At 45.0% G+C, this 23,386-nt stretch carries 27 protein-coding genes; 13 read left to right on the top strand and 14 right to left on the bottom strand.

All coding sequences use genetic code 11. The features are described from left to right. Positions 1-56 precede the first annotated feature (56 nt). Positions 57-521: a ribonuclease HI gene (rnhA, locus tag H8S84_RS10690; protein ID WP_187067300.1), complete on the top strand. Its 465-nt coding sequence runs from the start codon at positions 57-59 to the stop codon at positions 519-521. A 75-nt stretch (positions 522-596) separates the two neighbouring features. Further along, complete coding sequence (locus H8S84_RS10685) at positions 597-1,313, top strand: tRNA1(Val) (adenine(37)-N6)-methyltransferase (protein ID WP_187067299.1); 717 nt, start codon at positions 597-599, stop codon at positions 1,311-1,313. A 300-nt stretch (positions 1,314-1,613) separates the two neighbouring features. Here H8S84_RS10685 and H8S84_RS10680 read toward each other — a convergent pair whose 3' ends face one another. Continuing rightward, positions 1,614-2,957, bottom strand: coding sequence for a saccharopine dehydrogenase family protein (locus tag H8S84_RS10680; RefSeq protein ID WP_187067298.1), 1,344 nt, complete (start codon positions 2,955-2,957; stop codon positions 1,614-1,616). Positions 2,958-3,083: 126 nt separating this feature from the next. Here H8S84_RS10680 and cdd point away from each other — a divergent pair, with 126 nt between their 5' ends. The 5 genes from cdd to H8S84_RS10655 all read left to right on the top strand — a co-directional run bounded on the left by cdd (position 3,084) and on the right by H8S84_RS10655 (position 6,735). Next, the gene (gene cdd, locus H8S84_RS10675) at positions 3,084-3,566 is read left to right on the top strand and encodes a cytidine deaminase (protein WP_187067297.1); all 483 of its coding nucleotides are present in this window, start codon (positions 3,084-3,086) and stop codon (positions 3,564-3,566) included. A 108-nt stretch (positions 3,567-3,674) separates the two neighbouring features. After that, on the top strand, positions 3,675-4,322 hold the full coding sequence (locus tag H8S84_RS10670; protein WP_187067296.1) for an alpha/beta hydrolase: 648 nt from the start codon (positions 3,675-3,677) through the stop codon (positions 4,320-4,322). A gap of 134 nt (positions 4,323-4,456) precedes the next feature. Next, positions 4,457-5,557, top strand: a complete 1,101-nt coding sequence (locus H8S84_RS10665) for an outer membrane protein assembly factor BamB family protein (protein WP_187067295.1) — start codon at positions 4,457-4,459, stop codon at positions 5,555-5,557. 47 nt (positions 5,558-5,604) lie between these two features. Further along, positions 5,605-6,021, top strand: coding sequence for a hypothetical protein (locus H8S84_RS10660; RefSeq protein WP_187067294.1), 417 nt, complete (start codon positions 5,605-5,607; stop codon positions 6,019-6,021). Positions 6,022-6,063: 42 nt separating this feature from the next. Further along, positions 6,064-6,735: an energy transducer TonB gene (locus H8S84_RS10655; RefSeq protein WP_187067293.1), complete on the top strand. Its 672-nt coding sequence runs from the start codon at positions 6,064-6,066 to the stop codon at positions 6,733-6,735. Between the two features lie 52 nt (positions 6,736-6,787). On the opposite strand, the gene rlmH is transcribed toward H8S84_RS10655, so the two are convergent. Continuing rightward, a complete protein-coding gene (gene rlmH / locus H8S84_RS10650; protein WP_187067292.1) occupies positions 6,788-7,261 on the bottom strand; it encodes a 23S rRNA (pseudouridine(1915)-N(3))-methyltransferase RlmH in 474 nt (157 codons plus the stop codon). Positions 7,262-7,567: 306 nt separating this feature from the next. On the opposite strand from rlmH, the gene H8S84_RS10645 reads away from it, so the two are divergent. After that, positions 7,568-8,890, top strand: a complete 1,323-nt coding sequence (locus H8S84_RS10645) for a peptidase associated/transthyretin-like domain-containing protein (protein ID WP_187067291.1) — start codon at positions 7,568-7,570, stop codon at positions 8,888-8,890. Between the two features lie 67 nt (positions 8,891-8,957). Here the strand turns inward: H8S84_RS10645 and H8S84_RS10640 are convergent, their stop codons facing one another. Continuing rightward, positions 8,958-9,353, bottom strand: a complete 396-nt coding sequence (locus H8S84_RS10640; RefSeq protein ID WP_187067290.1) for a VOC family protein — start codon at positions 9,351-9,353, stop codon at positions 8,958-8,960. 144 nt (positions 9,354-9,497) lie between these two features. Between H8S84_RS10640 and H8S84_RS10635 the strand changes: the two genes are divergently transcribed. Continuing rightward, on the top strand, positions 9,498-10,346 hold the full coding sequence (locus H8S84_RS10635) for a hypothetical protein (RefSeq protein WP_230407131.1): 849 nt from the start codon (positions 9,498-9,500) through the stop codon (positions 10,344-10,346). A 51-nt stretch (positions 10,347-10,397) separates the two neighbouring features. Here the strand turns inward: H8S84_RS10635 and lgt are convergent, their stop codons facing one another. After that, positions 10,398-11,237 (bottom strand): prolipoprotein diacylglyceryl transferase, encoded by an 840-nt coding sequence (lgt, locus tag H8S84_RS10630; RefSeq protein ID WP_187067385.1) that lies wholly within the window; start codon positions 11,235-11,237, stop codon positions 10,398-10,400. A 99-nt stretch (positions 11,238-11,336) separates the two neighbouring features. Between lgt and H8S84_RS10625 the strand changes: the two genes are divergently transcribed. Continuing rightward, a complete protein-coding gene (locus tag H8S84_RS10625; protein ID WP_187067288.1) occupies positions 11,337-11,669 on the top strand; it encodes an SdpI family protein in 333 nt (110 codons plus the stop codon). Between the two features lie 39 nt (positions 11,670-11,708). Here H8S84_RS10625 and nadE read toward each other — a convergent pair whose 3' ends face one another. The 4 genes from nadE to H8S84_RS10605 all read right to left on the bottom strand — a co-directional run bounded on the left by nadE (position 11,709) and on the right by H8S84_RS10605 (position 16,107). Then, complete coding sequence (gene nadE, locus H8S84_RS10620; RefSeq protein WP_187067287.1) at positions 11,709-13,592, bottom strand: NAD(+) synthase; 1,884 nt, start codon at positions 13,590-13,592, stop codon at positions 11,709-11,711. A gap of 228 nt (positions 13,593-13,820) precedes the next feature. Then, positions 13,821-14,561: a ribonuclease III gene (gene rnc, locus H8S84_RS10615; protein ID WP_187067286.1), complete on the bottom strand. Its 741-nt coding sequence runs from the start codon at positions 14,559-14,561 to the stop codon at positions 13,821-13,823. After that, on the bottom strand, positions 14,561-15,814 hold the full coding sequence (fabF, locus tag H8S84_RS10610; RefSeq protein ID WP_187067285.1) for a beta-ketoacyl-ACP synthase II: 1,254 nt from the start codon (positions 15,812-15,814) through the stop codon (positions 14,561-14,563). Before fabF ends, rnc begins: the two co-directional genes overlap by 1 nt. Positions 15,815-15,870: 56 nt before the next feature. Continuing rightward, positions 15,871-16,107, bottom strand: coding sequence for an acyl carrier protein (locus H8S84_RS10605; RefSeq protein WP_025609494.1), 237 nt, complete (start codon positions 16,105-16,107; stop codon positions 15,871-15,873). A 156-nt stretch (positions 16,108-16,263) separates the two neighbouring features. Here H8S84_RS10605 and H8S84_RS10600 point away from each other — a divergent pair, with 156 nt between their 5' ends. Next, the gene (locus H8S84_RS10600) at positions 16,264-16,692 is read left to right on the top strand and encodes an IPExxxVDY family protein (protein WP_187067284.1); all 429 of its coding nucleotides are present in this window, start codon (positions 16,264-16,266) and stop codon (positions 16,690-16,692) included. Between the two features lie 2 nt (positions 16,693-16,694). Continuing rightward, entirely contained in the window at positions 16,695-18,122 is a 1,428-nt protein-coding gene (pyk, locus tag H8S84_RS10595) for a pyruvate kinase (protein WP_187067283.1), read from the top strand. A gap of 235 nt (positions 18,123-18,357) precedes the next feature. On the opposite strand, the gene rpsT is transcribed toward pyk, so the two are convergent. Both rpsT and H8S84_RS10585 read right to left on the bottom strand, forming a co-directional pair. Continuing rightward, positions 18,358-18,615 (bottom strand): 30S ribosomal protein S20, encoded by a 258-nt coding sequence (gene rpsT, locus H8S84_RS10590; RefSeq protein WP_187067282.1) that lies wholly within the window; start codon positions 18,613-18,615, stop codon positions 18,358-18,360. 262 nt (positions 18,616-18,877) lie between these two features. Then, on the bottom strand, positions 18,878-19,297 hold the full coding sequence (locus H8S84_RS10585; protein WP_187067281.1) for a hypothetical protein: 420 nt from the start codon (positions 19,295-19,297) through the stop codon (positions 18,878-18,880). A gap of 129 nt (positions 19,298-19,426) precedes the next feature. Between H8S84_RS10585 and H8S84_RS10580 the strand changes: the two genes are divergently transcribed. Next, a complete protein-coding gene (locus H8S84_RS10580; RefSeq protein WP_187067280.1) occupies positions 19,427-20,398 on the top strand; it encodes a YheT family hydrolase in 972 nt (323 codons plus the stop codon). Between the two features lie 80 nt (positions 20,399-20,478). Here the strand turns inward: H8S84_RS10580 and rsmG are convergent, their stop codons facing one another. From rsmG to H8S84_RS10560, 4 genes are all read right to left on the bottom strand, one after another. Next, a complete protein-coding gene (gene rsmG / locus H8S84_RS10575; RefSeq protein ID WP_187067279.1) occupies positions 20,479-21,132 on the bottom strand; it encodes a 16S rRNA (guanine(527)-N(7))-methyltransferase RsmG in 654 nt (217 codons plus the stop codon). A 40-nt stretch (positions 21,133-21,172) separates the two neighbouring features. Then, complete coding sequence (locus tag H8S84_RS20120; protein WP_230407130.1) at positions 21,173-21,541, bottom strand: hypothetical protein; 369 nt, start codon at positions 21,539-21,541, stop codon at positions 21,173-21,175. A 65-nt stretch (positions 21,542-21,606) separates the two neighbouring features. Next, positions 21,607-22,215: an RNA polymerase sigma factor gene (locus H8S84_RS10565; RefSeq protein ID WP_007659731.1), complete on the bottom strand. Its 609-nt coding sequence runs from the start codon at positions 22,213-22,215 to the stop codon at positions 21,607-21,609. Then, on the bottom strand, positions 22,206-23,309 hold the full coding sequence (locus H8S84_RS10560; RefSeq protein ID WP_187067278.1) for a glycosyltransferase: 1,104 nt from the start codon (positions 23,307-23,309) through the stop codon (positions 22,206-22,208). The genes H8S84_RS10565 and H8S84_RS10560 overlap by 10 nt, the downstream gene beginning before the upstream one ends. Positions 23,310-23,386: the final 77 nt, after the last annotated feature.

The raw sequence follows: 23,386 nt of genomic DNA, 5'->3' as shown, positions 1-23,386 counted from the left end.
ATGAGTCATTTAAACATTAGACAATAACTCATTCGCTCATTCACTCATTTAAATACATGATCGAACTGTTTACCGATGGTGCTTCACGTGGAAACCCTGGCCCGGGAGGCTATGGCGTTATACTTCGCTGGAAACAGCACGAGAAAGAAATAAGCCAGGGCTTCAGGAAAACAACGAATAACCGCATGGAGTTGCTGGCAGTGATTGTTGGGCTGGAGGCAATTACCAAACCCGGCATTCCTGTTACTATCTACTCCGACTCAAAGTATGTAGTGGATGCCGTGGAAAAAGGCTGGGTGTTTGGCTGGCAAAAGAAAGGCTTTAAAGGCAAAGCCAACGCTGATTTGTGGTCGCGCTTTCTACGAGTATACAAGAACCATAACGTGAAGTTTGTCTGGATTCGCGGCCATGCCGGCCATCCCGAAAACGAACGCTGCGACGAACTGGCCGTAGCCAGCGCCCTCTCCCCTAACCTGCTCATCGACGAAGGCTTCGAGTCGGGGATGTACAACTCGCTTTAATTATGAGTGCTGAATTATTAATTATGAGTTGCTTTTGTACACCTTGTATTCCATTTATAATTCATAATTTCCCAAGTGGCCAACTCATACTTCCAGTTTAAGCAGTTCAGGATAGAGCAGGATAAGTGCGCTATGAAAGTATGCACCGACTCCTGTTTGTTTGGTGCTGTGTTGGATGTGGCCGGTGCAGCACACATACTTGACATTGGAGCAGGAACCGGTTTGCTTTCCCTGATGGTAGCCCAGCGCAGCCAGGCAAGTATAGATGCCGTGGAGATCAACCCGGAGGCGCAACAGCAGGCACAGGAGAACTTCTCAATCAGCCCATGGGCCGGCAGACTAAAGCTGCACCCTGAGTCGTTGCAGGAGTTTGCTGCACACAAGCAGCAGCGCTACGACATTATACTTTCTAACCCGCCTTTTTTCATTTCCTCGCTTAAGTCTCCGGATGCTGCCATCAACGCTGCCCGACATGTAGAACAGGTGTTTTTTGAGGAGATACTTCGCTTCGCACAACAGCACCTGACCAGCTCTGGAAAGTTATACTTACTCTTACCGCCACCTGAGGCTATACTTTTCCAGAAGCTGGCGCAGAAGTATGATTTACACCTTGCTCATACTTTGGAGGTTTATACTAAGGTAGGCGGCAAATGTATTCGGCATATACAGACTTATACTTTTGATGCTGTGCCTGCAGCAACTGTTGATCAAATAGCAATAAGAGAGATGGATGGAGTGGCTTATTCTCCCGCATTTATAGAGTTGCTGAAAGAGTATTATTTGATATTTTAGTCCAGCTTAACTTCATGCACTGGCTGTTTCAAGTGTGCGCGATTCCCAATACTTGCTTTGTGCAGCACCTAGTCCAACCACCCCTAGCCCCTCCTTATCCAAGGCGGGGAATTTATACTTACTACTTCTTATCTCTTCTTAAGAGTTCCTGCTGTTCTCATATCATCTTGTAAAGATATTGAGAGCTTATACTTTGGCAATGGTAACTGCAGAGTTCCCCGCCTTGGATAAGGAGGGGTTAGGGGTGGTTGGACCCGGTGCTGCAGAAAAGCAGAATAACAAGCTAAAAGAATAACCTCACTAACTCACCATCACTCGCTCCTGCTCCACAAAGTCAATCCCGAACTCCTTTAGCTCCTCCAGCACCGGCTCGTACAACTCCGAATATATAGGTATCACCACACCACGATGAGAGATTCGCTCCTGAAGCATGAGTTTGGCAAGTATACCCACAGGCAAGCCAACTGTTTTCGCCATGGCCGTTTGAATTTCATCGTCGCCGATGGCTACCAGCGAAGAGGTTATCTCGCGTTTCTCACCGTCCAGTTCGTACTCAAACAGGTGCTGCATCACGATCATATCTTTGTCACCGGGGCTTAACGTCCACTTTTCTTTTAAGATCTTCTCCAATACTTGGGCAGGAGTGGCGCCGGCAAGCTCTACAGGTTTATCACTAAACAAGCCTAGCCAAGCCAGTTTATGCATCACATCACCCTCTAGAGGTATACCCAGGTATAAACTCAGGCACTCTTCTATACTTTGGCCATCAGTGGCAGGAGGCAGAAATGCCTCAAGGTAGCTGCGGTAAGTCATGCCTTCAGAGTTATCTAAAGTATAGCTGTCGTCGGTGAGGCCTAGCTGCACAAATACGTCCCAGGCTTGGCAATAACCGGGGCGGCGAAGGGTGCCTCGCAACATTGTGGGAATGTTTAGCAGACCGTAAGGCTCCCGGTAGCTCAGGGAGTCACGATTAGCATACCCTTCGAAATGGCCGTAGCCATCTACGTAGAATTCGTCGGTTCGCTGGAAGAGCTGGTGGTACGGGATATACTTGTAAGCTCCGTTCTTGATGTACTTGGCTGTACCCTGCCCTGCCAGCACTACGTTACGGGGGTTCCAGGTAAACTTATAGCGCCACGGGTTTGTATCGGATTCGGGTGCCACCAAGCCGCCTGTAAAGGATTTGAAGGATGTTAACGTGCCACCCTCAGCCTGTATGCGACGGATAATCTGCATCGCCGACATGTGATCTATTCCCGGGTCCAGGCCAGATTCCATTAGTATGGTAAGGTTCTTTTCCTGTGCCTCTTGGTGCAGCTCCAGAAACTCTGGCGTAACATAGCTGGCTGTAATTAAATTTTTCTCCTGCACAAGGCACTCTTTGGCTACCTGAATATGAAACACAGCCGGCAGCAGCGAAATCACCAGGTCTGCTTTGCCAACCTCTTCAGCTCTTTGTGCTTCGTCGTGCACATCAAAAACAATGGCTTCGGCAAAGCTAAAAGGCTCTAATACAGGGCGCAGGTGCGTTACCGTGATATCGCCAATGGTAAGGTGCCAGTTTTCGGGAGCAGCATTGTTTAACAGATAAGCAATCAGGGAAGAGGCGGAGCGGCCGGCTCCAAGCAACAGGATTCTTTTCATAGTGCAGCGTTGTTTTGGCTTAATTTAGCTAATACTGTACGCAAGGCCAACCTTAAGTATGGTTTTCTCAGAATATTACCTTAAATTTATAGCCCTTTTCCACTTTTATGACCTATTCGCTACGAAATGGCAAGTGAACTGAATATAAATATCAGCATTGATGTGCTGGAACCCAATGAACTAACCGACCAGGAACGCAAGGCCATGGATTTAGCCCAACAGGCTGCCAGCGATGCTTACGCTCCTTACTCTAACTTTTTAGTAGGCGCTGCGCTGGTGCTGGAAGATGGCACCATGTTTAAAGGAAGCAACCAGGAAAACGCAGCCTATCCATCAGGATTATGTGCAGAGCGTACCGCACTTTTTGCTTTTAGCGCGCACCACCCGAACGAAAAGATAAAGCTACTGGCCGTAACTGCCCGCCGCAGAGAAGATGCTTCGTTTTTGCCTGCTATGCCCTGTGGCGCCTGCCGCCAGGTAATGGCCGAGTATGAGCACAAACAAGGCGAGGTTATACCTGTATTGCTGCAAGGCCCCGACGGCAATTTTTACCGCTTTAAGTCTGTAGCCGACCTGTTGCCTTTCCAGTTTAACCGCGAAAGCCTGTAGGTTAGTCTCGAATTCTGAGTTCTGAGTTAGTCGCTTTTAGAAGAAGTAATTCATCAAGTGAAGTATAAATCTTCATTAGCAGACTGCTCAATTTCTAAACCCGAACCAATGACAGAGCACAGTCTTGTTGTCCCGCGTACTGCCCGGTATTACACGTTAGGCACTCCTTCTGATGAGGTGCAGGACCTATGGATTGTGTGCCACGGGTATGGACAGCTGGCACGTTACTTTTTGCGCCATTTTAGTGTGCTGGATAACGGCAAAACTGTAGTGGTGGCACCGGAAGCTTTGTCGCGGTTTTACCTGGATGGCTTTTCTGGCCGCGTAGGTGCCACCTGGATGACCAAAGAAGACCGCCTTTCTGAAATTGAGGACCAGGCAGCTTACCTGAACCTGCTGCTACATGAACTGCTACAGCAGCTACCGAAAAATGTACGTGTAACGGTGCTGGGCTTCTCGCAGGGTGGGGCTACTGTAAGCCGCTGGCTTGCCACCGAAAGTATACCAGTGCACCGGCTTATACTTTGGGCCGCCTCTTTTCCCGAAGACATAGATTTTGCCATGGGTAAAGCCGCGTTTGCAGGTTTACCGGTAGCTATGGTGTATGGCACGCAAGACGAATTTATCACCCAACAAGCCTTAGACCGCAAACAACAGCTGATGGCTCAGCTTGACATCTCTCCACGCATTTATACTTTTGAAGGTGGCCATACTTTGCATCTGGAAACGCTGCAACTTATTAATGCGCAGTTGTAGTTTATTTTGCTAAATTAATGCTGAATTAAGCTGATGTGCCTTTCGGCAATGATATTCTGATAAAGCGCCTCCACATATAGTGGAGGTAGTAGGAGTAGGTACTCCTGTTAGCCGTTAGTTAGAGCAAATTTCAAATGAATAAACTGTGGGTCTTCTTATTGTTGATTTTGACTCTTACTTCTTGTAAGTCTGAAGAGAAAAAAAACTATGGAGAAGGATTTAAGAAGATTTGGACTCAAACGGATTTAGATTGGAATGCGACCTCATTAATAATTAAGGGAAATAAAATTTATGGTTTAACTCTGAATGAAAAACTATTCAAAGCAGATTTATTAACTGGTAAGGTTATTTGGATTAAACCGGCCTTACCAAATTATGAAGGCCAGAAACCGTTAATAATTGGTGAAGAAATTTATATCGGGGGGAGGGATTCCATTTTTGCTTACGATACGCTCGGGAATTTAAAATGGAAGCAAAAAACTGGTCAGAAGATCGGCCATACCTTAATTCCCTATAAATCCCAATTGATCGGTTCCGTCAATAGCAGAGGATTATTTGCCTTTGAGCAAAGTTCAGGCAACCGCGTCTGGTCCATCGTTCCGCAATATCAAATGCTTTCCTCCAGCGACCCGATCTTGGTTGACAGTATGCTTGTTGTCGGCGATTTTGATTACAAGGACAACGAAGGCAGCAGCCTTTATTGCATAAACGTGGAAACCAGAAAGACAAAATGGAACTTCCCAACTCCAAATTATTTAACCAGCGAGGCAGAAGTTAGTAATAGCAAGGTATTCATCAACTTAGATTCCTCTTATGCCAATGGTTTTACAAAAGCAATAGATTTAAAAAGTGGAAATATGATTTGGGAAAGGCAGACTTACCCAAATACACATTTAAAACCTTATTACATTGATGGCAAGCTGTTTATTGCATCATATAAATATGGTTTATTATGTCTTAACCCTAAAAATGGAGATATTATCTGGTCAGTAAATCTCCAAAAGGACTATCCGAGTACCAGAATCTTACTTTTCAATGGGGAAATTGTTTTCGGTACATATGATAGAACCTTCTATTCTGTTAGTATGGAAGGAAAGGTTACCGAGAAAACTGAGTTTGAATACGGGTTAGGTGAGCCATTTATTTTCAGGGATAATCTGTATATCAGTACAGGTGGTAGTGAAATGTATACAAGAATAAAAGCTAATGCTCAAACCACACCTAAAACACATTAAAATGTGCTTTAGCCAAACCATTCAACTTCTAAAATAATAGTCGCACCATGAATAAAATAACTGCAGTCAATATATTACTATGGCTGATCGCTGCTATTACGGTATTCCATTTGAGCATTCTTTTGAAGTTAGTCCCTTATGAAATTACATGGGGCGGAAGATTGAAAAGCGAAGCAGAAATGTATGCTTTTGAATCCATATCAATAGCTGTTAATTTGTTCTTAGGCTTCGTTCTGATGATAAAAGGAGGATACGTTCGGCAGATCTTACCTCTTAAAATGGTGAACGCGATCTTGTGGATATTCCTGGTCATATTTACTTTGAATACCATAGGTAATATTGTGGCAGAAACATACTTCGAGAAATTCTTTGCACTGGTCACCGTCTCTTTCTCTATTCTAATCTGGGTAATCCTGAATAAGGGCAAAAAGCAAGAAACGCACGGCAAAACCCACAGTGTTTAAAACTACCTTAGCACAGGCATTGGCTATAAAACAAACTACATTATGATGAAGCATATTTTACTCTTTATACTTCTGGTTATACCTGCAGCCAGTATGGCGCAGGAAACAAGTGAGCGCTATTTCAAAGATCAGTCTCTGAGAAAGGAAACACCAAAAGAGAAGGCAGCCTACGCCAAAATAGAAACCCGGCACGCAGACGGAAGCGTGACAAATGCAGTTAAGAACTTAAGGAAAGATGAAATCATCAGAAGCCAAACTTACAGAGGTGCCGAACCTGTCGGGGTCTGGATTATACAGTATGGCAGCGGCCCTAAACCCATAGACTATAACTTCACACTTGAATATTCAGGCGATCAATGTATTGGTGCACAGAAACTTATCATCAGCGACTACTTTGCAGACAACGATAGTATAGGGTATAAAGCACCCAAAATAGCAACAGGAGAAAAGTCGTTCAATTACTTTTTAGGGACTAACATTGTCTATCCTGCTGGCGCCTTAAGAGAAGGTATACAAGGGACGGTGCTCGTGAACTTCACTATCACTAAGGATGGTAAAATTGAGGATATTACTGTGCAACAAGGCAAGCATCTGCTCTTGGATAAAGAAGCAGTTCGGGTTATCAGGAAACTTAAACTCGCAAGCCCGCCAACTTTAAGTGGTAAGGCGCAAGACTTTTGCGTGACTGCACCAGTAGGTTTTAGGATGATGTAAAACGAAGTATAGCCGAAGTTACTTCACCATTATAGACTATTTTTTCCATTTACTAATCGTGATGGTACTTCTCACCTCTCAGAATGGTAAAGCCGCGGTATAGCTGCTCTGTAAAAAACAGCCGTACCATCTGGTGCGAAAAGGTCATTTTAGAAAGGGAGATTTTATCGTTTGCACGTTCATAAACAGCCGGTGAAAAACCAAAGGCGCCGCCAATTACAAAGACCAAATTTGTGGTAACAGCGTTTAGCTTCTTTTGCAAAAAGCCAGCAAACTCTGAGGAGGTAAAATTCTTTCCTTTTTCATCCAGAAGAATCAAATGATCTCCCTCCTGCACCTTCTGAAGTATAAGTTTCCCCTCCTCCTCTTTTAGCTTATCGGCCGTAAACTTGCCTCCCTGCTTTATATCCGGAATAATAGTAAACTCAACCTGGTGATAGTGCTTTAGTCTTTTAAGGTACTTTTGAATCCCCTCTTCCAGAAACGCCTCGTCTGTTTTACCTATCGCAATAAGCTTGATCTTCATCTAAAATTACTTTTTGCTAATATCGGTTTAAAAGAAAATCTTTCCAATTTCATTAGAGGTTGAGCTTATCTAGCAATCAGCGCAATCACACCTAAAGCACTGACATATAAAACATAAGCTTCTCAAATGATCTGATTGCCTGCTTCATACTTTCTGTGAAAGTATAAAGCTGCCAACCTACTTCTTTACACAAGTTCTGCTTTAACACTATATAGCACAATTAGAACATTTATATATTTTATTGCGTAAGTACTAAACATCGCAACCATTATTCCTAATTTTAACAACCAATAAACCCTTACAGTTATGCGAAAAAAGTTATACGCGTTTATGTGCTTATACTTTGTAGCGGTCTCCGTTTTTGCTCAAAGTAAAATCAACATATCCTCTAACCTCCCCGATGCTAAGTTCTTCCTACTTAAAGACACCGACAACACAGAAGTGGCAGAATTAGGCGTTGGCAGTATTGAGCTAAAGCTGGACAAGAATTCCCGGAACAGGATTAAAGTGGTAAAAGAAGGGTATGAGCCCCTGATAAAGGAGTACCCCAAAACAATGAAATGGGACAAGGAGCAGAAAATAAACCTGGAAAATCGGCTAGTGGACATCAGTGTGGAGCCCTATGATGCAGAGATTTATGTGGACGGCCGCATGATAGGCACCAAGCGCATTAACATGGTGGTGGGCAAAGGCAAGTTTTTAACACTGGAGGTTAAAAAAGCCGGTTACGCTCCTCTTACCAAAGTATACTACAACTCCCCAGACCGCGAAGCGCCTCCTGTAAAAGATTTTTTTGAGATGAAAGACCGTCAGGTGCGGCTGGAGGTGTTCCCGGCTGATGCTACTGTACTCATTAACGGCGCTTCCAAGGGCCGGGGCACAACCGATGTAACCATACCCGCCAGCGAGTGTGTAACGGTAAGTGTAACCCGAGAAGGCTTCGCAGAAGAGACACAGGTATTTTGCAACAAACCAGCCACAGACCCTGTTCCGCCCATCCGATTTAGAGCAGCCCTGGAAGACAGGCTGGTTAAAATAACCACTGCACCCTCAGATGCCAATATTGAGGTAGCAGGCAAAGTGTTGGGCGTTGGAAAGTATGATTTAAAAGTGCCCAAAAATGCATGTGTGGAGCTACGGGTAACGAAAGATGGCTTTATCCGCTACGTTAAAAACTATTGCAACCAGCAAAACATGCAGGAGCCACCCCTGACTGAGTTTGTAGAAATGGTGGAAGACGAAGCCTACAACTCCTCTATCTCTACTGACATGGCCAATGTGCGCATTACAGTACCGGTTAATAAAACCATACCCTCCGAAAACGCCTGGAAGATACTAAGCTCTATTATTACCCGCAGCTTTGACGTGCTGGAGACAGTGGATTACAACACCGGCTACCTTACCACAGCCTGGCAGGTACAGAACTTTAACGGCATGAGCACCATACGCACAAGGGTTATTGTGAGTAGCGGTGGCAATGCCGACGACCTTACGTATGTAGTTAAGATTGTAAGCCAGCGTGCAGATGGAGTTACAAGCGTAAAAGAAGACCAGCTATTTACAGACTGGGGCAGACTACTGAAGCGCTATGGAGGAATAGCAGAAGAGATACAGGCCCGCCTTAAATAGCTTCACCTATACATTTCACAAAGCCTCGGATCAAATCCGGGGCTTTGTGATTTAAAAACACAATTAACTAACTCCTCTCCCACATACCTTCCATTACAACCTCCAGCAGGTGCTGGTCCGGGTCCCGGAAGTAAAAAGACAGGTAGCCTTTACCCCAGTCATACTCCTGCTCAATAGTAATTCCTGCGTCCTGTACTTTATCTTTCCAGCTCTGGTAGTCTGTTTTGCTTACCTCAAACGCCAGATGCAGTTGCCCAGAGCCAAAGTGCGGCGGTAAGGCGCCACCCTTCTTCGACGCCTCTGAGATAAAACACAGCAGCACCGACTCACCGGCCCTGAAAAACACATGCCTATCTTTTACCTCTCCTATTACCTCAAGCCCCAGCTGCCCGTGGTAAAACGCTTTGCTTTTCTGGAGGTTACTTACATACAGGCAGGTCTCTTTTATTTTTCTAATGGTCATACTTAGTCAGGCGGCTTATACTTTGGGCAACACTTAAAATTGTATTCTTTTAAAACTTTCCTTACTAAATGTTTTAACGTCTGAATAAACTTCTCGTTAAGTATAGTACCATTACTTGATCCAGAAAACAAACTTATGAAGCTTATGATAAAGGTTTTAGTATTTTTTGTAGTGGCAATTGCTGCTATGTTTTATTTTACACGCCCAGGCTCTTTTAGCACCGATGCCGCAAACGCCTCCGAAAGTAGCAGGCGAGGCGACCTGCAAATGATGGCTACTCTGCCCGGTGAAATAAGCGAAAGCTCCGGTATAGAGGCGGTAGACGGCCAATACCTTACCCACAACGACGCAGGCAATAAACCCTACCTTTACAAGATAAACCGCAACGCCAAAATCGAGCAAACTATAAAGCTTAACCTGCCCAATGTAGACTGGGAAGACCTTGCCCACGACAACAGCGGAAACATTTATATAGCCGATACAGGCAACAACAGCAACAGACGCAGGGAACTGGCTGTGTACAAAATCAACCTGCAAGAGCCTGGTAAGCCACAGGCCATCCGCTTTACATACGAAGACCAGAAGGAGTATCCGCCCAAAAATGAAGACCGGAATTTTGACTGTGAAGCCATTTTCTGGCACAATGGTAGTTTATACTTAATATCTAAAGACAGAGGGCAGGAAACAACTGCCAAAGTATACCGCCTGCCCGACAAACCCGGCAACCATGTTGCTCAACTAACAGGCAAGCACAAGTTAAACCATATGGTAACCGGCGCCGCCATCAGTCCCGACGAAGAAACCGTAGTTTTGCTCAGCGAAGGCAAACTGCACCTTTTCACAGATTATACTTCTGCGGCATCGTTTTACAAGGGCAAGTATAAGGAGATAGATCTCAAAAAAGCCGGCCAGACAGAGGGTGTGGCCTTTGAGAATGATCAGACACTTATTATCACCAGCGAAGGCGGCAACCTGTACCGCTATACGCTGTAAAAGCAAAAAGCCTCTCTGCACATTTGCGCAGAGAGGCTTTTTTATACTTGGTTAGGCTTTGGAGCTTTCTTCCAACCTTCCGCCGGGCAGTGCAGGCTTAGGATTTTGCCATACTTTAAAAAGTATAAATAAGCCTATCAGGATTAACGGTATGCTTAGTATCTGGCCAATGTTCAGTACCATCGTTGCTTCTTTTTCTACCTGGTCTTCTTTTAAAAACTCGACAAAAAAGCGGAAGGTAAACAGGGCCGTTACAAAAATACCGAACAGTAAGCCCTTTGGCAGAGCACTTTTATACTTCTTCCAGAGCCAGTAAAGCAGCACAAACAGCAGGAACACACTCAACGACTCGTACAGCTGTGTCGGGTGGCGTGGCACGGTTGGGTTCTCCCCTAAACGCTCAAACAAGAACGCCCACGGCACAGTGGTCTGGTGGCCAATTATTTCAGAATTCATCAGGTTGCCTAAACGTATCAGCGCACCGCCCAAGGCCACTACAATAACGATCCGGTCAAGTACCCACATGTAATCAAATTTCTGCTTGCGGCTAAATAACCAGAGCGCGAAAAGTATACCGATGGTGGCACCATGGCTGGCAAGTCCGCCTTCCCAAATCTTCAGTATCTCAATGGGGTTGCTCAGGTAATACTCCGGTGAGTAAAACAAAGTATGGCCTAGGCGCGCGCCAATTACAGTACCAATGATCATGTACAGTGTAATTACGTCTACGTCACCTTCGGTACGGCCTTCGGCTACGTATATCTTGGTAAGGATGCGCTGCCCGAAAATAAAGGCAAATGCAAACAACAAACCATACCACCTAACACTTAAAGGGCCTATGCTGAATATCTCCGGATCAACGTTCCAGGGAATATAGTTTAATAAATTCATTAGGGTGATGCTCATGTAGCCAAAGTTACAATAAATCAATCATGGAAAAAACGGTACTCTCTGAATCAGGTATATTCAAATAAAGCTGAACATAAAATTATGATGCTGTTCTTACATCTGTTACCGGGCTTGTTTGTTCTCCTGATAGGGTTTATACTTTACAGTAAGCCACCGAAACGCATTAACTGGATCTGGGGTTTCCGGACACACTATTCGATGCGCGACGAGAAGAACTGGCACGAAGGCAACCGCTACTACGCTAAATTTATACTTGCCATCGGTTTCATTTCCCTCCCTGTGGGCCTGGTCTGCTACTATACCTTGCCTCTGCTACCCAGTCTGCTGGTACCTATTGGCATTATGCTCTTACTTTTTATGCTAAGCATCTATGTAACTAACGAGCACCTGAAGCGAAAATTTGGTGACTATTAAAAAAGAAGGCGCTGCCTGTGATGCAACGCCTTCTTATACTTATCCTTTTAATTTTGCCAGTTCCTCTCTAAATCCTCCGCTAAGTATCGGGAATCGTAACCAGCTGCGTGGGTCTACGTTATAGTCGTCCAGGTGGAAAGATGGGGCATAACGCTCACGCTTCCATTGGTTTCTGGACCACAGGCTGTAAAATTTAGACATCCAGGCTTTTAGCTGCTCCGGCTCCGCAATGTTCTGCTCGCTTAGTATGTTAAACACCTCTTCAGGTGAGTAACGGTCATGGAAGGCAAGTCGCTCTATCTGGTTTAGCACCGGGAATGGCATTAAATCCTTTTCATCGGTCTGCGCCTCTTTGGCAGGACGCAGCTCAGCGGTTGGCTGCAGGTTGTTTACATACTGTAGTCCCTCATACCCCAACTCCTGTTGTGCCCATATCAAAAACTGCCGGATAAATGCTTTGTCTATGCCAGCGATTGGGGATATACTTCCTGCCGTGTCGCCATCCATGGTAGCGTAACCCACTGATGCCTCGCTTCGGTTAGAGGTAGCCATCAACAGGGCGTTGTTTATATTCGCCAGCATCCAGATACCCGGGGCACGTACCCTTGCCTGGATGTTTTGCAATGTAATATCGTCTTGTTCCCAGGTTAAAGGTCTCTCTAAGGCAGCCTCTATTTTAGAAGTATAGCCGCGCACCTCATCATCAATCGTCCAGCTGTAAAACCTTGCGCCTATACTTTCTGCCAGGCCTTTTGCAGAGTTAAAGGTTTCGTCGGATGAGTTTATGGTACCCTGGTAAGCACAGGTAAGCAGCCTGTTGACCAGCTCTCTCTGAGCACCTTCTTTTGTCAATCCTTCGATGGTTGCAGCATCCCGTAAAGAGAACATCTGCAGTTTTGCAACGAAACTCAGTAGCCCCAAACTCTCGATGCCTCTGCGTACCATTTCAGCCACAGCCACCGCACACAACGAAGAGTCTGCGCCACCACTTAACGACAGCACAAAGCCACGGCTGCGGCTCTTGCGCATGTAATCAAAAAGGGCAAGGCTCAGGGCTGCGATCAGTTCCTTGTTCTCGTCTATCGGTGGCAAATACTCTATTACCTCCGCAATCTCAGGGTTATCAGAGAAACATACTTCTGCACACTCCATGTCTACATTCTTGAAGCACAGCAGCTCGTTTCTACGGATAAGTTTTCCGTTCTGTGCGATCAGCACCTCGCCATCGTACACCACGCGCCCGGCCTCGTTGCCCAGCAGGTTGGCATACATATAAGCGCACTGGTATTTTTTAGAGGCATCCACTACCAGACGGTAACGCACATCGGTTTTGCTCAGGGCAAAGTGGCTGGCGCTTGGGTTAAGTATAAGTTGCACGCCTTTGGGCATGTGGCGTTCTGCAGGTCGGTTGGGTCTCCAAGCATCCTCACAAATCTCAAAGGCATACTTCACGTCCTGTTCTTCATAGATTATATCTCCAATTTGGTAGGTCTGTCCCAGCATCTGAAACTCATGTACCTCATTGGCAGGCCATGGCGTGAACCAACGGGGCTCGTAATGGATACCATCGTTGGCTAAAAACTGCTTGGCCGTAAAGCCTACAATTTCTTTATTTTTGATAACGCAGGCAGTGTTGTATACTTTGCCATCCAGGAAAACCGGCAGGCCTACCGCAACGGTAATGCTTTCACACCACTCTTTTATTTGTAGCAGCTTTTCAAATGCCACCTCCGACAACCAGGGGCTCAGGAACATGTCTTCGCAGCCGTAACCGGTTATGCAAAGCTCTGGCAGTAAAAGTAACTGAGTGTTGTTGGTGATGGCCTCTGTAATGGCGTCTTTTATATTCTGCAGGTTGTTGTCCCAATCCATTGGTGTCTGGTTGAGCGCAGCAGCTGCCAACTGTAGTCTGGTTTCTTTCATGGAGTTGTATAACGCAAGTAAGCAGAAGCAAGTTAAATCTAATTGTTTAATTGCTGTAAGGCTAAATTGTTTATTGTTGTATGGGGGCCACATTCATAGCATGCCAAACATAAGTCTTCAAGCTTGCACTAACAACCAGCACAAATAACTCTGCATTTAACACCTGCGCTATAAAACAAAAAAGACGCAAAATTTTGCGTCTCTACATGCACGAGCAACCAAAAATGATTAAGCAATATTAAGGGCAGCCAAGCTTTTTTCAGCGGCAGCTTGATCGGCTTTCTTCTTAGACAGTCCTACTCCTATAGCAATGGGCTCATCGTTAACGTATACTTCGGAGGTAAATTCGGTGGTGTTGCCTTGCTGCTTTCGCTTTACAATCTCAAATCGAATCTCTTTGTTCTGGCTCTGGGCCCACTCGATCAGCTTGCTCTTAAAGTTTGCAGTGGTATTAAGAATGTTGTGCAGGTCTACGTGTGGCCTGATGAGCTTCTTAAGTATAAAATGGCGGGTTCTGTCGTAGCCTTTGTCCAGGTATACAGCTCCTACCAAAGCTTCTAAAGCATTACCGTTAACCGACTTGTGCCGCATGCTATGGTTGGAGGTATCTACCTTAACCAGCAGGTTTAAGCCAATTTTAAGGGCAATATGATTCAGCGACTCACGGTTTACAATGCGTGAGCGTATCTCCGTCAGAAAACCTTCGTCTTCGTACGGGAATTTATTGAACAGGTGTTCTGCCACCACAGCGCCAAGTATGGCATCGCCTAAAAACTCCAAACGCTCATTCGTCTCATGTTTGCCCGCAGCATTCTGGCGTGCAAACGAGGTGTGCGTTAAGGCAAGTTTATACAGGCGGATGTTATCCGGCGTAATGCCAATTATACCAGTAATAGCGCGTATTAATTCTCTGTCTCTGGTAAAAAGCTTGTGATAGACGCGCCTGACTGGTTTAATAGGACCGAACACTAATCCTCAAATTGACGGAATAAAACAGACGTATTGTGACCACCAAAGCCGAAGGTATTGCTCAGGGCAACTTTCACTTCGCGCTCCTGCGCCTTGTTAAACGTAAAGTTCAACTTTGGATCAAACGCTTCATCATCGGTGAAGTGGTTGATTGTTGGCGGCACCACATCGTTCTGCACGGCAAGTATAGAAGCAATGGCCTCTATGGCTCCGGCAGCACCAAGCAGGTGGCCTGTCATTGATTTCGTTGAGCTGATATTAAGCTTGTAAGCATGCTCTCCAAAAACAGTCTGGATCGCCTTTACCTCACTAACATCGCCAAGTGGAGTAGAAGTACCGTGTACGTTAATGTAATCCACATCTTCCGGCTTAATACCAGCATCACGAAGAGCGTTTTTCATTACGTTCAGGGCACCAAGTCCTTCAGGGTGTGGAGCAGTGATGTGGTAAGCATCCGCAGACATACCGCCACCGATCATCTCGGCGTAGATTTTTGCGCCACGGGCTTTTGCATGCTCATACTCTTCCAGAATAAGGGCACCGGCTCCCTCTCCCAACACAAAACCATCGCGGTCTTTGTCGAATGGACGAGATGCGGTTTCAGGTGAATCGTTGCGCTCCGAAAGGGCTTTCAGGGCATTGAAACCACCAATACCAGCCTCTGTTACGGCCGCCTCAGAACCACCCGTTACAATTACATCAGCCATACCCAAACGGATATAGTTGTAAGAGTCCAGGATAGCGTTTGTGGCAGATGCGCAGGCAGAAACGGTAACAAAGTTTGGCCCACGGAAGCCATACTTGATAGAAATGTGACCCGCGCTGATGTCAGCGATCATCTTAGGGATGAAGAACGGGTTGAAACGCGGCGTACCGTCGCCGTTGGCAAAATTCACACACTCCTCCTGGAATGTGCGTAAACCACCAATTCCAGACCCCCAGATCACACCAACGCGATCCGGATCGTAATTTCCTTCTACCAGGTTCGCATCGGTAACGGCCTCTTCGGCTACTACCATGGCAAACTGTGTAAACAAGTCCATTTTGCGGGCTTCTTTACGGTCGAAGTATTTTTCTGCGTCGTATCCTTTTACTTCACAGGCAAACTGAGTCTTGAATTTACTCGCGTCAAAGCGGGTTATAGGCGCAGCACCACTCACGCCATTGATCAAACCGTTCCAGTATTCTGAAACAGAGTTTCCAAGTGGCGTGAGTGCGCCAAGCCCAGTAACTACAACTCTCTTAAGCTCCATAAGCTGCTAGTAGAGGATAGATAGTAGAGATTTATACAATAGGTTTAAAGCAAAAATTACTTTGCGTGCTCTTCCAGGTAGCTAACCGCCTGACCTACAGTAGAGATATTCTCAGCCTGATCATCTGGAATAGACACATTGAATTCTTTTTCGAATTCCATGATAAGCTCAACTGTATCCAGTGAGTCAGCGCCTAGGTCGTTAGTGAAGCTAGCCTCTGGTGTAACCTCTGACTCTTCAACACCAAGCTTATCGATGATGATAGCTTTTACTTTTTCTGCGATTTCTGACATTTTTTCTTATAGTTTATTAAAACACTGTGCAAAGAAATATAATTAGGCAGACAATGTCAAAAAAAATTACGCCATTACAGTTTAACAAAAGTTTTATCTCTAGTCTTTCGCTTTTGCTGTAATAGGTTCTTACTTTTGGGTATTGCATACCTACTCATGAAAACTCTGCGCTTAGATATTGATTACGAGTACGACTTTGACCTTTATGGCGTTGTATCGCCTGTAAAAGACTACAAGCTGGCGTGGGCCCTAAACAACATTTTCGACTTGCGCCTGAGCAGGCAAAACGACCTGTGCTATGATCTTTTCGGAAAAGACCGTTTAATTATTTCAAATTATCAGTACATTACAGACCATAGCATGGTCCGGCTGTTCCGTAACAGGGCTTTGGTGGCTACAACCTTAAAAAAACCATTTCTGCTGCCCGATATCAAAGAGTATGATTATGTAATTCAAATATCAGGAGCTATGCAGCAACTGTATCCGCAGGAGTTTATTAACAGTATTTTGAAAACCCAGCTCGTGCAGTACGTAAAGAAATTCGATCCACTTACACTAAAATTCAAGGAGAATCTACTTTTCTGATTATGGAAATTTCATTTAACAAAACAAAGATTCTTGCCACTGTAGGCCCGGCCTGCAATTCTCACGACCGTCTGTTAGCTTTGATTCAGGAAGGTGTAGATGCATTCAGACTTAATTTTTCGCATGGAGAATATGCTGCACACCAGCAGGTAATCGATTACGTGCGTCAGATAAATAAAGAGCACAACACGAACATTTGCCTGGTACAGGACTTGCAGGGACCTAAGATCCGTGTGGGAGAAGTAGAGAATGGCGGCATTGAGATAAAAGAGGGCCAAATTGTAAAGTTGCTTTGCGACGGCTCGGTTAGTAACGCCAGCCACCTTGCCACAGGCTACACAGAGCTTGCTCGCGATGTAAACCCTGGCGATGCTATCCTGCTTGACGATGGAAAACTGGAACTTACAGTAGTTACCACCGACAAAGACTGCGCGATTGAGGCAAGAGTAAGATATGGCGGTGTGGTAAAGCCACGCAAAGGCATCAACTTACCTGACACCAAAGTATCTGCCCCATCACTTACCGAAAAAGACCTGCGCGACCTGCACTTTGGCTTAGACAATGACATTGAGTGGGTAGCCCTATCGTTTGTGCGTAAGGTGGAGGACATACAGGAGATCAAGCGCATCATTAAAGAGCGCGGCAAGGACACACGTGTAATAGCCAAGATAGAGAAGCCTGAGGCTATCAAAAATATTGATGAGATCATTCATGCTGCTGACGCCTTGATGGTGGCACGCGGCGACTTAGGCGTGGAAGTGGGTATGGAGAAGGTGCCGATGATCCAAAAGATGCTGGTTGAGAAAGCAAACAAAGCCTCTAAGCCTGTTATCATCGCCACGCAGATGATGGAAAGTATGATTGAAAATCCGCGCCCTACACGCGCAGAGACCAACGACATTGCAAACGCGGTAATTGACGGAGCCGACTGCCTGATGCTAAGTGCTGAGACTGCAGTGGGAGCCTACCCTATAGAGACGATCCGAAGTATGAGCCTTACCATTAAAACTGTGGAAACGCACTCGGATATCTTTAACAAAACATACATCCTTAATCCGCACTCCGAAACGTTCTTCAGCGATAGCCTTGTAGCAAACGCATGCAACCTGGCCCGCGACACTAATGCGCGCGCTATTATAGGCATGACAAAATCTGGCTACACGGCTTTCCAGTTGGCTAAGCACAGGCCAAAGTCTGATATTTTTATCTTTACAGAGAACTTCAGACTTTTGAGCACGCTTAACCTGGTATGGGGTGTACGTGGCTTCCACTACGATAAGTTTGAGTCTACTGATGCTACTATCTCTGATATTAAGCAAGCATTGTTAGATGGCAGCCACTTAGCAAAAGGTGATGTATTCATCAACACTGCTAGCATGCCAATAAACGAGCACAAGCGCACTAACATGATTAAGTTAAGTATAGCTTAGTATACATTAACATTAAAAAAGGAGCGGCCCTGTTATAAAATATAACAGGGCCGCTCCTTTTTTAAAAGCTTGTATTTGTATAGTCTCTTAGGAGCAAAGCATAACTTTTGCCTTAATCCTTAAATATCCGTAGATGTGTAGTTTGTGTGGCTATACCTTTTATCCAGAAAAGTAAAAAAACACAAAAAGCCTTGCACTCGGGTGCAAGGCTTTTTATACTTTATACCAGCAAAAATTAAGCTGCTAAGCCGTTAACAAATTTAGCTAGTCTAGATTTGTTGTTAGCTGCTTTTTTCTTGTGAATAATGTTTTTCTTGGCAAGACGGTCAAGCATAGAAGAAACTGTCTTGTAAAGCTCTTGCGCCTCGGCCTGATCAGTAAGGTTTTCTAATCTCTTGATAAAAGTACGAGTAGTTTTCGCCTGATATCTGTTACGAAGACGTTTAGCGTTATTCGCTCTGATTCTCTTTAATGCCGACTTATGGTTAGCCATATTATTTTATACTATTATATCTTTTTTTATTCCGTTCTCTAATGAGTTTGCAAAGGTATATCCTTTACAATTAATTTCCAAAGCGCACTTCTATATTTTTTAAAAGTATACTAGGGATTGCAAAGGTAACAAACAGAAGCATTTAGTCCTAACACCGCACGCTATTTCTCCGATAGGAGGCAACAGCTTTTACAGTACAATTAAATAAAGCGGCCCCGAAGTATAACCTCGAGGCCGCTTTATAATAAGAATATGCTAAAGCTTAGTTGTTGTCTCTGTTTACGTCTACGTCTACATCAACATCATCAATTCTACCTAAACGTGTCTGAACTTTATTCTCAAACTCGTTCCAGTCTGCTTTTGTAGCCTCCCACTCTCTGCGGGTTTCTTCATCCCAGGTGCTGCTCTCAGCTTCTAGCTCAGCAGAACGACGGTTATACTCTGTTCGCATTTCACGATACTCATCTGCGGTCACAGTTTCAGAACGTTCAACATTAGTATTTACCCAGGTTGAGAATTCATCAAATTCGCGGTTCATCTCGTCACCAGCCTCGGTCATCTCAACTTGTGCCTCGTCTATCTCCTGGTTAGTCTCGTTTTGTGCCTCTTGCGAGCAGGCAAAGATAAATATACCTAGAGCCAAAGAAAGGCCTATTGTTTTAAACTTTGATGCAATTTCCATAGTTATATATATTAGTTAACACCCTTGTTACGTGGAAAAAACAATAATTGATATATAAGAAGGAAAGAATAACTTATTTTCGCACGAACCACGTACATATAAGTACAGCAGTAGCCATATTTTTTAGCCATGCCTATTGTTCCATCTAAACATAAAGCACCCTTTTACCTGTTTAACGGCCATCTGCAAACCATTATACCCAGTTTGTTCAGGCAAGTAGACGGCGTATTGTATTTGCGCGAACGCCTTGTTACCCCCGACGATGATTTCATAGACATAGACTGGTCTAAAGTGGGCTCGAACGAGCTTGTTATACTTTCGCATGGCCTCGAAGGTGACTCTGGCAGGCCCTATATACAAGGTATGGTGAAAGCCTTTAACAAGCATGGTGTAGATGCCCTTGCCTGGAATTACCGCAGTTGCAGCGGCGAGCCTAATAAGCTGCTCCGCTCCTATCACTTGGGCGCCTCTGATGATCTTGATTTTGTAGTACGTCACGCGCTGGATGCCGGCAGTTACGACAAAGTATACTTAGTTGGGTTTAGTGCGGGAGGCAATATCAGCCTTAAATACTTGGGAGAAGCACCGGAGAAGGTGCCTGCAGAGATAAAACGCGCAGCCGTGTTTTCGGTACCCGTAGACTTAAAATCATCTGCTAAGCAAATATCTAGAATTTACACGCAACGCTTTCTGAAGTCTCTGGGTGCAAAGCTGGAGCAGAAAAGACAAATGTACCCTGATGATGTTGACCTGAGCGATTATAGTATACTTTGGTCTTTCCCAGAGTTTGATGATCGTTACACAGCACCCTTACACGGGTTTAAGAATGCCGAGGACTACTACAAGCGCGTCAGTTCAAAGCAGTTTATTCCAAAAATAAAGGTGCCAACGCTGTTGGTAAACGCCAAAAACGATCCGTTTCTAGGAAAGCCCTGCTATCCAATTCACGAAGCTGAGCAGAACCCGTTGTTTTTCTTAGAGATCCCAGAAGAAGGCGGCCATGTAGGGTTCACCGAAGATTTCCGGAAAGACGATTATTACTCAGAGGCGCGAGCCATCCGGTTTATACTTGAAGAACAGGACCGTGAACGAGTGGAATAAAGAATTAAATATGCCAACAAAACCAAACGAGTCGCAGCAAGCTACGACTCGTTTGGTTTATACTTGATTAGAAATCCGGCTTATCGCTTTGAAGTCTTTCTCGTCTCTTTAAGGGGCACATACACCACCTTCTTTGTCTCAAAGAAATCTTCTGTAAAATAATCGGATAGGTTATAGGCTTTAGTAATCAGCCCCGACTCAGCTATTTCCTCTTCCAGGTCGCCGCCTTTCAGGTAGTACAGTCCTTCTTCTGGCAAACCTGTCTTCTTAAAGCTGTTCATGATCCAGGGCCAGAAATTAGCCAGGCGGGTTACGGCGCGGCTTACAACGAAATCATACTTATCGCGCACCTGCTCGGCACGGGTATGGCTGGCCGTAACGTTCTGCAGGTGCAGCTCGCGGGCAATCTCCTGCACTACGTGTATCTTCTTACCAATAGAATCTACCAGATGGAATTTTACCTCCGGGAACATAACTGCCAAAGGCAAGCCAGGCAAGCCTCCTCCTGTGCCCACATCCATTACTGCCGTGTGCTCCGGAAACTGAACCACCTTTGCTATACCCAGCGAGTGCAGAATATGGTGCACTCCCAGTTGGTCCATGTCTTTGCGCGAGATCACGTTTATCTTCTGGTTCCACTCCTTATACAGCTCCCCCATGTGCTCATACTTTTGCAGTTGGTCTTCGGTAAGCGCCGGGAAGTAACCGGAAAGAAGTGTGCGAATGGCAGTCATACTTTGAATTATGGATTAGGAATTATTAATAATGAATGAGCTATGCTGCGAGCAAGTATAAAACACCTGCAAGTAAAGCCACAGCAACTACAACAGCAAGCGCCATAAACACATCGAACAGCAGTACCAGGCCAGCGTTGCGGTATTGGCCTTCATACTTTGTATTAAGCTCCCGTTTTACCCGCTCTTCCTGGCGCAGACGCAGGTACAAATACTGCTTACCAATCCCTTCAAGTATGGCGTCCTTTACTGATTTCATCTGCCCAACGGTATGCTGCTTAAAGCTTACTTTTATATACTTTTGGTTATAGCTCCAAAGTCTGCAAAAGTATAAAATAAGTACGGCATCCGCACTAAAAGTATAAAACCCCTGCTGCTTACGGGCAACAGGGGTTTTTAACGTAATCAAATAATCAACCTTAATTAATATGCAATAAGGGCACTTTTGCTGATAAACAATGAACCATTTAACAGTTAAATCAAGTGCTTCTTGTTTTTTACCATGTCATACAGCAACTCGCGTGCGCGGTGCAGCTGGGCTTTAACGGTACCAAGCGGTGCGTTTAGCTCGGTGGCTATCTCTTCGTAGCTAAGCTCGTTAAAGTAGCGCAGCGTAACCAGGCGCTGGTATTTTTCAGGCAGCTTGGCCACCACGTACTGCATAATTTCAATCTTCTGGTTCTTGATCGCCTCTTCCTGCGGGTTCAGGTTTTTGTCTTTAAAGTCGATCGTTATCTCGTCGCCGTTGTCAATTTTGATCGCCGAATCGATAGACATCGTTTTAATCCTGTTCTTGCGGATAAAGTCGATGCAGTTGTTGGTGGCGATGCGGAACAGCCAGGTACTGAACGCGTACTCCGGGTTAAATTTGTGCAGGTTTCTGAAGGCCTTGGCAAAAGCCTCTATCGTTAAGTCCTCTGCGTCGTCGGCGTTGCGCACCATCTTTAAAACCACGTGGTAAACGGGCTTTTTATAGATGCTCATCAGCTCGGCATAAGCTTTTTCGTCGTTTTCTTCTACCGCAGCCTGAATAAGTTTGAAATCATGTTTTGCCTTTGCAGAGAATTGTTTGTTTACTTCCATCTGAGTCGTTTATACATTAATACAGATATCCCAAGGAAGATGTAGTTTATAAAATACACTACATCGAGCACAGGTAACAGTGGCAGGGATACCGTTTCGTCGAGTCTGCGTGCAGCCATTATATACACCGGAAACACCGATAAATAACGGATGCCTACAAGCGCACCTAATATAGCTAAATGGCTATGTAAAACAAGAAGAATTATTAAGAGGATGTAGAAAAAAACGTTTGATGCTACAAATGCTCCTATCCTTCTTCTGTCTGCCGCTTTATAACGCCCGCCGACGGACATATGCCTACGTTTTTGCACAACCCACTCCCAAAACGTCTTTTTGGGAATGCTTACTGTTTGCGCCTCCTTGTTAATAACAATGCTAACTTTACTATTGTTGGCGGCATCGCGTACAAAAAGATCATCGTCGCCGCCCATCGTTTTGATGTGAGATGCAAACCCTTTGTTCTTAAAGAAACAAGATTTGGTATAAGATAAGTTTCTACCTACCCCCATATAGGGTTTACCTAGGTTTGCATGAGACAGATACTGAATTCCGGTGAGCAAGGTTTCATATCGGATCAAGTGATTTAAAAAACCTTTTAATTGTGCATACGGAGAGTAGCCAAGTACTACTTCTGCCCCGGTTTCGTACCCGCTCTGCATTTTTTCTATCCAATTTAAGCTGCACGGACGGCAGTCGGCATCTATAAAAAGCATGTGCTCATACTTTGCAGCCCTGATACCCAGGGCAACAGCATATTTCTTCGGATTCAGGTAATCCGGTGTCTTTTTTATCGTTACTACCTTAAAATGCGGGAATTGCTTTTCCAGCTCATATAGGTAAAACTCCGTGTCATCTTCGGAACGATCGTTTACCACCACTATCTCAAACTCAGGGTACTCCTGGTCCAGCAGCATAGGCAGGAGTTCATACAGGTTATCCTGCTCGTCGTGGGCAGCCACAATAACGGAAACAGGCTTCCTGCCCGTAACTGGCGGGTCTACGTGTTTGGTAAGCGGTAAAAAGTAAATAAGCGCAAAATAAAGCTGCACCAGCACGCAAAGTCCGAGCAGCGCCAGGAGTATAATTGTAATCAAATTGTATATGGTTAAATGGTTGGATTGTTAAATTGTTGCACTGCAGCATTTTAAAATATTGCTTCCGGTTTAACAGG

The sequence above is a fragment of the Pontibacter cellulosilyticus genome (genome assembly GCF_014306105.1).
Taxonomy (GTDB): Bacteria; Bacteroidota; Bacteroidia; order Cytophagales; family Hymenobacteraceae; genus Pontibacter; species Pontibacter cellulosilyticus.
The sequence above is the reverse complement of the archived record's forward strand: the minus strand, read 5'-3'. Positions and strand labels throughout refer to the sequence as shown.